This is a genomic window from Dietzia sp. SYD-A1 (assembly GCF_015356725.1).
Lineage (GTDB): Bacteria > Actinomycetota > Actinomycetes > Mycobacteriales > Mycobacteriaceae > Dietzia.
Map to the genome: position 1 here is coordinate 1 of NZ_JADDKI010000150.1, position 12623 is coordinate 12623.

At 69.8% G+C, this 12623-nt stretch carries 11 protein-coding genes; 3 read left to right on the forward strand and 8 right to left on the reverse strand.

The window, feature by feature from the left end; translation table 11 throughout:
• From pheT to infC, 7 genes are all read right to left on the reverse strand, one after another.
• Positions 1-2053: phenylalanine--tRNA ligase subunit beta (gene pheT / locus IY392_RS07005; RefSeq protein WP_194860847.1), on the reverse strand; the 2053-nt coding region annotated here is incomplete at its 3' end.
• Between the two features lie 41 nt (positions 2054-2094).
• Complete coding sequence (gene pheS, locus IY392_RS07010; protein ID WP_107756342.1) at positions 2095-3150, reverse strand: phenylalanine--tRNA ligase subunit alpha; 1056 nt, start codon at positions 3148-3150, stop codon at positions 2095-2097.
• Between the two features lie 108 nt (positions 3151-3258).
• On the reverse strand, positions 3259-4920 hold the full coding sequence (locus tag IY392_RS07015) for an ABC-F family ATP-binding cassette domain-containing protein (protein WP_194860848.1): 1662 nt from the start codon (positions 4918-4920) through the stop codon (positions 3259-3261).
• Entirely contained in the window at positions 4917-5813 is an 897-nt protein-coding gene (locus IY392_RS07020) for an RNA methyltransferase (RefSeq protein ID WP_182611979.1), read from the reverse strand. Before IY392_RS07020 ends, IY392_RS07015 begins: the two co-directional genes overlap by 4 nt.
• A gap of 10 nt (positions 5814-5823) precedes the next feature.
• Positions 5824-6204 (reverse strand): 50S ribosomal protein L20, encoded by a 381-nt coding sequence (gene rplT / locus IY392_RS07025; RefSeq protein ID WP_017836228.1) that lies wholly within the window; start codon positions 6202-6204, stop codon positions 5824-5826.
• A 68-nt stretch (positions 6205-6272) separates the two neighbouring features.
• Positions 6273-6467 carry a 50S ribosomal protein L35 gene (rpmI, locus tag IY392_RS07030; RefSeq protein ID WP_007630819.1) on the reverse strand — a complete coding sequence of 65 codons (195 nt, stop codon included), beginning with the start codon at positions 6465-6467 and terminating at the stop codon, positions 6273-6275.
• Between the two features lie 94 nt (positions 6468-6561).
• Positions 6562-7167, reverse strand: coding sequence for a translation initiation factor IF-3 (gene infC / locus IY392_RS07035; RefSeq protein ID WP_231750541.1), 606 nt, complete (start codon positions 7165-7167; stop codon positions 6562-6564).
• A 335-nt stretch (positions 7168-7502) separates the two neighbouring features.
• Here infC and IY392_RS07040 point away from each other — a divergent pair, with 335 nt between their 5' ends.
• Positions 7503-7913: a DUF1844 domain-containing protein gene (locus IY392_RS07040; protein ID WP_107756339.1), complete on the forward strand. Its 411-nt coding sequence runs from the start codon at positions 7503-7505 to the stop codon at positions 7911-7913.
• Positions 7914-7987: 74 nt separating this feature from the next.
• Here the strand turns inward: IY392_RS07040 and uvrA are convergent, their stop codons facing one another.
• The gene (uvrA, locus tag IY392_RS07045) at positions 7988-11002 is read right to left on the reverse strand and encodes an excinuclease ABC subunit UvrA (protein WP_194860849.1); all 3015 of its coding nucleotides are present in this window, start codon (positions 11000-11002) and stop codon (positions 7988-7990) included.
• A gap of 146 nt (positions 11003-11148) precedes the next feature.
• Here uvrA and IY392_RS07050 point away from each other — a divergent pair, with 146 nt between their 5' ends.
• Both IY392_RS07050 and IY392_RS07055 read left to right on the forward strand, forming a co-directional pair.
• Positions 11149-11850 (forward strand): MBL fold metallo-hydrolase, encoded by a 702-nt coding sequence (locus IY392_RS07050; protein WP_107756337.1) that lies wholly within the window; start codon positions 11149-11151, stop codon positions 11848-11850.
• Between the two features lie 179 nt (positions 11851-12029).
• Positions 12030-12623 (forward strand): DoxX family membrane protein (locus IY392_RS07055; protein ID WP_194860850.1); only part of this gene is annotated, 594 nt, incomplete at its 3' end.

Genomic DNA, 12623 nt, shown 5'->3' on the forward strand with positions numbered 1-12623 from the left:
GCCACGGTGCCCGCTCGGCCGCCCGCACGTCGACCTCCGCCCCCAGGGCGCGGGCGACGATCCTCACGGCCTCGACCGCGTCGAGGGCGTCCGCGTCACGGCCCGGTCCGGCGTGACCGGCCGGGACGCGCTTACCGGTGTAGAGGGTGGCCACGTGGAGCGGCTGGTCGGGCAGCGACGCATCGAGGCGCTCCCGTTCCTGCGGGGTGGGCTCGCGGTCCACCGGCAGCATCTCGACCGCCCCTGTGGTGGGGGTTCGGAACGAGACCTGCGCGACCGAGAACAGCGCCAGGTCACGCGCGCCGCGGGTGAGGTTGCGACGGGCGATCTCCACCAACGACGGGAGCAGCGTCGTGGCGAGATGCGCCTTGTCGCTCTCCAGGGGGTTGACCACGGACATGGTGTTGCGCCGCTCGTCGTCGTCGGCCAGCCCCATCGCGTCGAACACCGAGGGGTCACAGAAGGGCGACGTCAACACCTCGACATGCCCGGCGGCCGCCAGGGCGTGGCCCACCGCGCGGCGACCCCGCTGGGCAGCGGTGAGACCACGACCCGCGGGGGCGGACGGCACAACGGACGGGATGTCCTCCAACCCCTCGAGCCGCACGACCTCCTCCACCAGATCCGCGGGCAGCGTGAGGTCCGGGCGCCAGGTCGGTGGGGTGACCTCGAGCAGCACCTCGTCGTCCCCCGAGACGCCGCACCCGATCTGCTCCAGTCGGCGCCGTGCGGTGCCCGACGGATACTCCACCCCGGCGACGCGCGAGGGCCTGCTCGCGTCGAACGCGATGGTCGGCATGACCGGGGCGGATCCGACGTCGGTGAGCGAGGCCTCCACGGAGCCGCCGGCGATGTCGGCGAGCAGCGTCGCGGCCCGGTCCAGAGCGGCGATCGTCGCGGCCGCGTCGACACCACGCTCGTACCGCTTGCCCGCCTCGCTGGGGAGCTTGTGGCGGCGGATCGTCCGGAACACCGCGAGGGCGTCCCACACCGCGGCCTCCAGCAGCACGTCCGTGGTATCCCCGGAGACCTCGGTGTCCGCGCCGCCCATGACCCCGGCCAGCGAGATCGGGCCGCGGTCGTCGCAGATCACCACGTCCTCGGGGTCGAGAGAGCGCTCGACGTCGTCGAGGGTGGTGAGCGCCTCCCCCGCTCGGGCCCGCCGGACGGTGAGACCACCGCGCAGCGTCCCGGCGTCGAACGCGTGCATGGGATGCCCGAGTTCGAGCATCACGTAGTTGGTCACGTCGACCGCCGGCGAGATCGGACGCACCCCCGAGAGCAGCAGTCGACGGACCATCCACCACGGCGTGCGGGCGGACGGGTCGATCCCGGTCACCCGGCGGAGGGCGAACCGCTGCGCGCCCGACTCCGGCGCGACCACCAGGGGCCAGGTCTCACTCCCGGCGGGCAGCCCCAGCTCGGTGGCCGGGTCCGCGAAGTCCAGATCGAATCCGCACGCGAGCTCGCGGGCCAGACCGCGCGCCGACAGGCAGTAGCCCCGGTCCGGCGTGACGTTGAGCTCGATGACGGTGTCGGACCCAGCCGCGCCCGCGTCCAGCACCGCCCCGGCGTCCAGTACCGGGCCGGCGGGGTCACCGGGCTCCGCGGTCCCGTCGGCGAGCACGATGATGCCGCTGTGGTCGGAACCGATACCCAGCTCGGACGCCGAACAGATCATGCCCTCGCTGGGCCGGCCGTAGGTCGTGCGCTCACCGATCTCGAAGCCGCCCGGCAGGACGGTCCCGGGCAGCGCCACCACCACGAGGTCTCCCGCGGCGAAGTTCCGGGCACCGCAGACGATCCGTTGCGGTTCGTCGGCGCCCACGTCCACCAGGCAGAAGCGGATGGGTTTCTTGAATCCTTCGAGCTCCTCGATGCTGCTGACCCGGCCGACCGTGAGCGGACCCCTGATCTCGGGCAGCTGCTCCGGCTCGCCCTCGACCTCGAGGCCGACCCGCACGAACCCCGCGTCGAGCTCGGCCGGGGTCACCGACCAGCCGTCGTTGGCCCGCTGCAGGATCTCGGTCAGCCAGGACTGCGCAATTCGCACTGTGGGGGTCCTTCGTCTTATCGGGTGGAAGGGGGTGGTGGTCAGGCGCGGATGCCGAAGGGCAGCGAGAACCGCACGTCCCCCTCGACCATGTCCCGCATGTCGGACAGTCCGTTGCGGAACTGCAGGGTGCGCTCGAGGCCCATACCGAAGGCGAACCCCGAGTAGACCTCCGGGTCGATACCGCAGGCGGTCAGAACGTTGGGATGGACCATCCCGCACCCACCCCACTCGACCCAGCCGGCGCCACCCTTCTTCCGCGGGAACCACACGTCGACCTCGGCCGAGGGCTCGGTGAACGGGAAGTAGTTGGGCCGCATCCGGGTCCGGGTCTCCGGACCGAACAGGGCGCGGGCGAAGGCGTCGAGCGCGCCCCGCAGATGCGCCATGGTCAGGCCCTTGTCGATCGCGAGCCCCTCGACCTGGTGGAAGACCGGTGTGTGGGTGGCGTCGAGCTCATCGGTGCGGAAGGTCCGTCCCGGGCAGGCGACGTAGATCGGGGGCTCCCTGTCGAGCATCGTCCGGATCTGCACGGGCGAGGTGTGCGTGCGCAAGACCTGCCGGCTGCCCTCCGGGGCGATGTGGAAGGTGTCCTGCAGTGTGCGCGCAGGGTGATCCGGGAGGAAGTTCAGTGCGTCGAAGTTGTAGTGCTCGGCCTCGACCTCGGGGCCCTCCGTGATCTCCCACCCCATGGCCACGAACACGTCCATGACCTGCTCGGTGATGATCGTGATGGGGTGTTGGGCTCCGACGGGCGCCCGGCCCGACGGGACGGTCAGATCGAGCGTCTCGGCCACGAGGACGGCGGCGTCACGCTCTGCCTGGAGCTCTGCGAGCCGGGTGTCGTACGCCTGCTGGACCCGGCCCCGGGCCACGTTGACCGCCTTCCCGGCGGAGGCCTTCTGCTCCTTGGGCAGCGATCCGAGTGTCCGGCGCCCCAACGCGATCGGGCTGCGGTCACCCAGGTGGGCGGTCTTGGCCGCCGCGAGCGCCTCGAGGTCGGCGGCGGCGGCGAACGCCGCTTCGGCCTGCGCCGCGTAGTGCGCCAGCGATTCCTCGTCGATCCGCACCTCGACAGCGCTCGTGTCTTCGCTCACCTGTGCTCTCGTCCTCCCCGTCACGGCGATCTCCGGCGATCGCCGGCGGCATCCCGGACCAGGATAGTCGATCGGGATCGGACGCCCCGGCCCACGTGCTCCCGCCTGTCAGCGGACCTCGTCGACAGCGCCGGAGACGACGAGCAGCTCGCGGGTCACCCGGAAACCCCGCCGCATCCGCCGGTCGTGGGTCACCAGCAGGACCGTGCCGTCGAAGGCCTCCACCGCCCTCTCGAGCTGCTCGATCGCGGGCAGGTCCAGATGGTTGGTGGGCTCGTCCAGCACGAGCAGGTTGACGCCGCGCTGCTGCAACAGGGCCAGCGCCGCCCGGGTCCGCTCCCCCGGGGAAAGGGAGGCGCACGACCGGGCGACGTGCTCACCGCCCAGTCCGAACTTGGCCAACAGCGTCCTGCCCTCCGTGGGGTGCAACCCCTCCGGGTCCGCGGCAGCGCAGAACGTGTCCAGCAGGGATCCCGGCCCGCCGAACTCCGAGCGGACCTGGTCGACGCGTCCCGCCGCGACCCCTGCTCCCGTTCTCACCCGCCCCGCGTCCGGGAGTCGATCTCCGGCGAGCAGACCCAGCAGCGTCGATTTGCCGGATCCGTTGGCACCGGAGATCAGCACCCGGTCCCCCGCATCGATCTGCAGGGTCACCGGACCGAGCACGAAATCGCCACGGCGGGCGACCGCCTCGCTCAGGACGGCCACGACGGACCCCGACCGGGGTGCGGCCGCGATCTCCATCTTCAGCTCCCACTCCTTACGTGGCTCGGCGACCACGTCGAGCCGCTCCATCGCGCGCTGGGTCTGGGAGATCTTCGCGGCCTGCTTCTCCGACCGCTGTCCGGCGCGGTTTCGGATGTGTTTGTCCTTCTCCGCGTCCCTGCCTCCCGACTTCCGCATGGTGGTGCGCACGCCCTTGTCGAGCCACGTCTTCTGGGTCTGCATGCGCTCCTTGAGCTGACCGACCCGGCCCGCGTACTCCGCATACGCCTCGCGCGCCCGTTGCCGCGCCAGCGCGCGTTCGGTGAGGTAGGACTCGTACCCTCCGTCGAACACCGTGATCTGCCTCTGGGCGGAGTCGAGTTCGACGATCCCGGTCACGCATCTGGCGAGGAACTCACGGTCGTGGCTGACCACCACCATCGGACGCCGCTCGGTGTGAATGAAGTCCTCCAACACCGAGAGCCCCGCCAGGTCGAGGTCGTTGGTCGGCTCGTCCAGCAGCAGGATGTCGTACTGGCTCAGCACCACCGCGCAGAGGGTGACGCGGGCGGCCTGACCACCCGAGAGCGCCGCCATGGGCCGGTCCAGTGCGGCCCCGTCCAGGCCGAGCCGGGCGGCGACCACCGGGATCCGCTCGTCCAGGTCTCCACCGCCGAGCGCGAGCCACCTCTCGAGGGCGTCACCGTAAGCCTCGGCCGCCGAGGCCGAGTCCGCCATCCGCGCGGCGAGATCGTCCATCAGCGCCTGCGCGTGGGCGACCCCGGTGACGCGATGGAGGAAGCCACGCACCGCCTCGTCGTCGTGACGATCCACCTGCTGACGCAGGAGACCGACCGTCGCGTCCGGTGGGCTGACGGTCACCGTCCCCGTCATCTCGGCGTCGGGTTCGCCGGACAGTGCGTGGAGCAGGGTCGACTTGCCGGCACCGTTGGGGCCGGTGAGGCCCCAGACGTCCCCCTCGGCGACGACGAGGTCGAGTCCGGCGAACAGTGAGCGAGCTCCCCGCGCGGCGCCCAGGCCGCGGGCCGTGAGGGTGGCGGTCACGAGGAGGCGGCCTGCAGGCGCGCGCTGGTGTGGAGGCAGATCGAGGCCGCGGTGACGATGTTCAGGCTCTCGGCTCTCCCCCGGATGGGGATCCGCACCCGCAGATCGGCGCGAGCGGCCAGCTCGGCCGGGACGCCGTGTGCCTCGTTGCCGAACACCCACGCCGTCGGCCGGGAGAGCTCCTGTCCGGCGTGTTCGATGTCCACCTCACCGTCACCTGTGGCCACGGCGACCTGAAGGCCCAGGCGGTGGGCCCGACCGATCAGATCCGACTCGGCGACCCCCCGCACCACGGGAAGGTGGAAGAGGCTGCCCGCCGAGGCGCGGACGGCCTTCGTGTTCTCCGGGTCCGCCGCACCCTCGGTGAGCCACACCGCGTCGGCGCCGAGCGCGTCGGCGACGCGCACGAGGGTGCCGACATTGCCCGGCTCGGCCAGCGCCTGGCCCACCGCCACGAGCCGCGGACCACGCTCGCCGGTGTCGTCGGGCCCGTCGGACGCGGAGGGCCCGTCGGACGCGGAGGAGTCATCAGACGCGAAGGGCTCCCGCACGACGGAACGACACAGCGCGACGATCCCCGTCGGCGACACGGTGTCGGACAGTACCCTGACCGCGCGATCGGTGACCACGGAGACGGCGAGCCCGGACGCCGACGCCGTGGTGACGAGGTCGGAGAACCGCTCGAGCGAGTCCTCGCCGCAGAACACCTCGATCGCGACGCCGGCCGCAAGGGCCGCCTCGACCGAGTTCGCCCCCTCCGCGAGGAAGCGACCAGCTTTTCGGCGGGCAGCGGCCCGGTGGAGCTTGGATGCGGAAACGACCCGCGGGGTCCGTTCGGTGAACGGATCCGCGGGTCGTCCGGTGCCCTGCCCGGGCCGGGTGCTGTGCGTCAAGTCGCAGGTGTCAGGCAGCCGGCGCGTTGACGTCGGCCGGCAGTGCGCCACGGGCGACCTCGACCAGCGCCGTGAAGGCGGCCGGGTCGGTGACGGCCAGGTCGGCGAGCACCTTGCGGTCCACCTCGACGCCCGCGAGCTTGAGACCCTGGACGAAGCGGTTGTACGTCATGTCGTTGGCGCGGGCCGCCGCGTTGATGCGGGTGATCCACAGCTTCCGGAAGTCGCCCTTGCGTGCACGACGGTCGCGGTAGCTGTAGGTCATCGAGTGGAGCATCTGCTCCTTGGCCTTGCGGTACAGCCTCGAACGCTGTCCGCGGTAGCCCTTGGTGGACTCGAGTACGGTCCTACGCTTCTTCTGGGCATTGACTGCCCTCTTCACGCGTGCCACTGGTCAATCCTCACTGATCTGGGTGGCCACCTCGACGGTGACCGGAAGTACTACGTATGGGAGAGGGCTCAGAGCCCGAGGAGCCGCTTGATGCGGGGGACGTCGGCCGGCGCGACGTCCGTGCGACCGTCGAGACGACGGGTGCGCTTGGTGGGCTTCTTCTCCATGATGTGGCGGCGGTTGGCCTGCTGGCGCACCAACTTGCCCGTCCCGGTCTTCCGGAAGCGCTTGGCGGTGCCCTTGTGGGTCTTCATCTTCGGCATGATCGGTCTTCCTCACATGGTTCGTCCCGAAAGACCGGAGGGGTCTCGGGTGAGCGGACGACGTGCGTCCGGTGGTCGGTGTGGTGCCGGAGTCCTACTCCGAGGCGGGGTCGGTGACCTTCGACTCCTGCGCCTTGACCCGGGTCTTGGCTCCCTTGTGCGGGGCCACGACCATGGTCATGTTGCGGCCGTCCTGCTTGGCGCTGGTCTCGACGTATCCGTACTCGGTGATGTCGTCGGCCAGTCGCTGCAGCAACCGGTACCCGAGTTCGGGGCGGGACTGCTCCCGACCGCGGAACATGATCGTCACCTTGACCTTGGAACCCTTCTCGAGGAAACGGACGACGTTCCCCTTCTTGGTCTCGTAGTCATGCGTGTCGATCTTGGGCCGGAGCTTCTGCTCCTTGACCACGGTCTGCTGCTGGTTCTTCCGCGACTCGCGCTCTTTCTGCGCCGCCTCGTACTTGAACTTTCCGTAGTCCATGATCTTGCAGACCGGCGGGCGCGCGGTGGGCGCGACCTCGACGAGGTCCAGATCGGCCTCGAGGGCCAGACGAAGTGCATCCTCGACGCGAACGATCCCCACCTGCTCGCCCCCGGGGCCGACGAGTCGGACTTCGGGGACACGGATTCGTTCGTTGATACGTGCTTCGGCGCTGATGGGCCCTCCTCGGTAGATGGTGCGTCTGTCCGCGACCACTGGCGCGGTCGCGCATCCGCCCTCGAGGCACCCGCGGCGCCGCCGGACACACCGGTGACACCGAGAAGGCCCCACGGCACGGATACCGGGGGGCCTCTCACTCCTCACCCGTCGACGACGACTCGCCCGCGATCAGCTCGCGGGCCCCTCGCCGGGGGTGGTGACCATCAAACTACCTGAGGCGTCGGATGGTGGGAGATCGGGCTCCTCTTGGACGTCGGAACCCACCACATAGCGGGTTCCCACAGTCACCTGAGAACTGTACCAGTGTTGCGGGGGACCCCCAAACCGGTCCGGCCGCCCGGCGTCGAGATACCCGTGGGACAGTATTCGGCATGAACACCGATCACCCCGCGTCCACTGACCCCTCCGACGACGCGGCCGCCGAGACCTCTCTCGAAGATCACCTCGACGCCCGCGAGGTCGAGATCGTCGAACTCGCGGACGTTCCCGCCCAGGAGATCATCTTCCGCTCGATCGTCGTTCTGATGAGCGCCGCGGCGGAGAAGCTCGGGTTGTCCGACGACGACCCGACCGCGAGCCCGCACCTCGACCTCGACGAATCCCGGAAGCTGATCACCTCCCTCGCGGGTCTCGTGACCGGGTCCGCCGAGTACCTCGGTCCGCAGGCAAGCGTGGTCCGGGACGGCCTCCAGGGCTTGCAGCGGGCGTTCCGAGAGGCGAGCGCGTTTCCCGACGAGCCCGGCGAGGGACCCGGCGAGAAGTTCACCGGGCCGGTCTACTGACGTCGCTCTGACCTTCTGACCCGGCTCCGACCGGCCCGCGGGGTGACGCCACGGTCTTCCCCACCGGCATCCGGTCAGCGCAGCGCCCGTGCCTTGCGTGCCGCCTTGGCCGCGGTGGCCTTCTTCGCCGGGGCTTTGCTCGCGACCGTCTTCTTGCTGGCCGTCGTGCGGGCGGCGGCTCTGCCGGCCTGCTTCCCCGCGGGCCGACGACCCTCCGCGGGCTCTTCCTGCACGGTGGGTAGAACCTGCGCGAGGAAGCGGCCGGTGTGGCTCTCGGGCACCGTCGCCACCTGCTCGGGGGTGCCCTCCGCCACGACGACACCTCCACCGGCCCCACCCTCGGGCCCCATGTCGATCACCCAGTCGGCACTCTTGATGACGTCGAGATTGTGCTCGATCACGATGACGGTGTTGCCCTTGTCGACCAGCCCCTGGATCACCAGGAGGAGCTTGGTGATGTCCTCGAAGTGCAGACCCGTGGTGGGCTCGTCGAGGATGTAGACGGTCCGTCCACTCGACCGCTTCTGCAACTCGGCCGCGAGCTTGACCCGCTGCGCCTCACCACCGGACAGGGTCGGCGCCGACTGGCCCAACCTCACGTACCCCAGTCCGACCTGGGAGAGCGTCTTGAGGTACCGGTGTATCGACGTGATCGGCTCGAAGAACTCGCACGCCTCCTCGATCGGCATGTCGAGCACCTCGGCGATGGTCTTGCCCTTGTAGTGGACCTCGAGGGTCTCGCGGTTGTACCGGGCGCCCTGACACACCTCGCACGGGACGTAGACGTCCGGCAGGAAGTTCATCTCGATCTTGAGGGTGCCGTCCCCCTGGCACGCCTCGCATCGCCCGCCCTTGACGTTGAACGAGAACCGCCCCTGCTTGTAGCCGCGGACCTTGGCCTCGGTGGTCGCCGCGAACAACGTCCGGATCTTGTCGAACACCCCGGTGTACGTGGCCGGGTTGGACCGCGGCGTGCGCCCGATCGGCGACTGGTCCACCTGCACCAATTTGTCGAACGACTCCACCCCGTCGATGCGGGAATGCCGACCTGGAACCTGGCGTGCCCGGTTGAGCTGGTTGGCGAGGGACGTGGCGAGAATGTCGTTGACGAGGGTGGACTTTCCGGACCCGGACACCCCGGTGACAGCGCACAGCACGCCCCCGGGGAACATCACGTCGACGTTCTTGAGGTTGTTCTCCCGGGCCCCGCGTACGTGGAGCATCTTCTCCGGGTTCAGTCCGCGCCGCGTCTCGGGCACCGCGATGGACCGCCGACCCGCCAGGTAGTCACCCGTCAGTGACTCCGTGCTGGCCAGCAGCCCGGCGTAGTCCCCGGAGTGCACCACGCGTCCCCCGTGCTCGCCGGCCAACGGGCCGATGTCGACGATCCAGTCGGCCGCGCGGATGGTGTCCTCGTCGTGCTCCACCACGAGAAGCGTGTTCCCCAGGTCCCTCAACCGGACGAGCGTGTCGATGAGACGACGGTTGTCCCGCTGGTGCAGACCGATGGAGGGTTCGTCGAGGACGTACAGCACTCCGGCGAGGCCGGACCCGATCTGGGTGGCCAGCCGGATCCGCTGGGCCTCGCCACCGGACAGACTGCCCGCCACCCGGTCCAGGGACAGGTAGTCGAGTCCCACGTCGAGGAGGAACCCCATACGGGCCTGGATCTCCTTGAGGACCCGGCCGGCGATCATCTCCTGGCGGGAGTCCAGTTCCAGCCCGTCGAGGAACTGCGCGCAGTCCGCGACCGACATCCGCGAGATGTCCGCGATCGACCGCTCGCGCCCGCCTGGGCCCGTCATGGTCACCGCGAGGATCTCCGGCTTGAGTCGGGTCCCCTCGCAGGTGGGACACGGGACCTCCCGCATATACCCCTGGTAGCGCTCCTTCTGCGATTCCGACTCCGTCTGCTCCAGCCGGCGCTTGAGGAACGACATGACGCCCTCGAACTTGGCGTCGTACGTGCGGACCCGGCCGTAGCGGTTCTTGTACCGCACCCGCACCTTCGTCGACGCCCCGCCGAGCACCGCCTTGCGCACCTTGGCGGGCAGGTCCTGCCATGGCGTACGCAGGTCGAAGCCCAGGTCGTCGGCCAGTCCCGAGAGCAGCTGCTGGAAGTAGTCGGCGCTCTGACCCCCCGACCACGGTGCGATCGCGCCGTCGGCCAACGACCGCTCCGGATCGGGGATCACCAGGTCGGGGTCCACCTCGAGGTGGGACCCGAGTCCGTCACAGACCGGGCAGGCGCCGTAGGGCGAGTTGAACGAGAACGCGCGGGGTTCCAGGTCGTCCAGGCCGATCGGATGGCCGTTGGGACAGGCCATGTGTTCGGAGAACCGACGCCGCCGGGCCTGGTCGGTCTCGTCGAGGTCCACATAGTCGATCACGATGACGCCGTCCGCCAGGCCCAACGCGGTCTCGACGGAATCGGTGAGGCGCTGTCGCGAGGACGGCTTCGCGGCGAGTCGGTCGACGACCACCTCGATGTCGTGCTTCTCCTGCTTCTTGAGAGTGGGCGGTTCCGCGAGGGTGTGGAGCTCACCGTCGACCCGCACACGGTTGTACCCGTCGGCCGCGAGCTGCGCGAACAGGTCGACGAACTCCCCCTTCCTCGTGCGCACGACCGGCGCGAGGACCTGGAACCGCACGCCCTCCTCGCCGGCGAGGATCTGGTCGACGATCTGCTGAGGGGTCTGACGCGAGACCACCTCTCCGCACGTGGGGCAGTGCGGCACACCCGCCCGCGCATAGAGCAGACGGAGGTAGTCGTAGACCTCGGTGATCGTGCCCACGGTCGACCGCGGGTTCCGGTTGGTGGACTTCTGGTCGATCGACACCGCCGGGGAGAGCCCCTCGATGAAGTCGACGTCCGGCTTGTCCATCTGCCCGAGGAACATGCGCGCATAGGAGGAGAGCGACTCGACGTACCGACGCTGACCTTCGGCGAAGATCGTGTCGAACGCCAACGAGGACTTGCCGGAGCCGGACAATCCGGTGAAGACGATCAGGGCGTCGCGCGGGACGTCGATGTCCACGCCCTTGAGGTTGTGTTCCCGTGCGCCGCGGACGACCAGACGGTCCACCATGGGTACTCCTTCCGAGGGGGCTGTCGCCACGGACCCGTGGCGGTGGCCGTGCGCGCCGCATGGCCGCCGTCCCGCAGACGAAGGTACCAACGAACCCCGACACGCTTCCCGTCGCAGACCGCCGTCGACACCAGTAGCCTGCAATTATGTCGAATTCCGCCGCTTCAGTTCCCGCGCACATCACCCTCACCGAGGGCTACTCCGGCCGTCTGGGCGGTCGCCTGACCGGCGAGCGCTGGACCGTCGGCCCGGCGCGGTTGTCCAAGATCTCCGTGGGAGAGATGGACAACAACGTCTACGTGATCGAGTCCGTCTCCACCGGCGAGGCACTCCTCGTCGACGCGGCCAACGACGCCCCCCAGCTCATCGCCCACCTCGAGACGCAGGCCCCCGGGGTGCGAGAGGTGGTCACGACCCACCTGCACGCCGACCACTGGATCGGTCTCCCCGAGACCGTCGAGGCCCTCGGCCTGAGGACCATCGCCTCACCCGGTGACGCCGAAGAGATCCACGTACCGACGGACCGCCACGTCTCTCACGGTGACGAGATCGTCGTGGGGGATCTGCGCCTCGGGGTGATCGGTCTGCGTGGCCACACCCCGGACGGCATCGCGCTCCTGCTCCGAACCGCGGAGGGGTCCCACCTGTTCGCCGGTGACTCCCTCTTCCCCGGTGGCCCGGGGAAGACCGCCACTCCGGAACAGTTCGCCACCCTCATGGACGACCTCGAGACCCGGGTGTTCGGGGTGCTCGACGACGACGTGGTGGTCCATCCCGGACACGGCGATGACACCACACTCGGGGACGAGCGGCCGAGCCTGAGAACGTGGCGGGAACGCGGCTGGTGACCGACGACAGCCCGGGGCGAGGAGCTTGTCGGAATCGTTATCTCGGCCCTCCATGACCAATCGCCCCAGCGCATCACGCGGGTCCGCGCGGTCCGCGACATGCGAGGTTCCCGGACCGGAGGCGAGTCGCCGGGGTTTTCACTAGGTTCGACCACGCATCCCAATTCCCAGGAGGAACGATGATCCGACGACTCGCACGACCCATGCTCGCCACGGTGTTCGTCATCGACGGCGTGGAGACACTCCGCAATCCGCAGGCCCATGTCGCCAAGGCGGCCCCGCTCGTGGACAAGGCCGCGCCCCTGGTGGAGAAGGGCGAGCAGGCGGTCAACGAGCACGTCACGACCTCGGTGCCGCCGGTCACCAAGGACACCGAGACGCTGGTCAAGGCTCTCGCCGGGGTCAAGGTCGGCGCGGGCGTGCTCTTCGCACTGGGCAAGGCCCCCCGCCTGTCGGCCCTCGCACTCACGGCGTCGCACCTGCCCACGACCGTCACCCGCAACGACTTCTGGGCGGAGTCCGACTCCGCCGCCAAGAGCCGCAAGACCACCGGCCTGGCCACCGACGTCGCGCTGCTCGGAGCGCTCCTGCTCGCCTCGGTCGACACCGCCGGCCAGCCGGGTCTCACGTGGCGCGCCCGCAGGGCGGGAGACAAGGTCACGGCCAAGCTGCCCGGAGCGAAGGCCGAATCCGCCGCCGCCGGGGCAGCCCTCGCGGGGGTGGCCCACACCGTGGCCGATCAGGCCCGAGGCGTCGCCGACACGGTCAGGGAC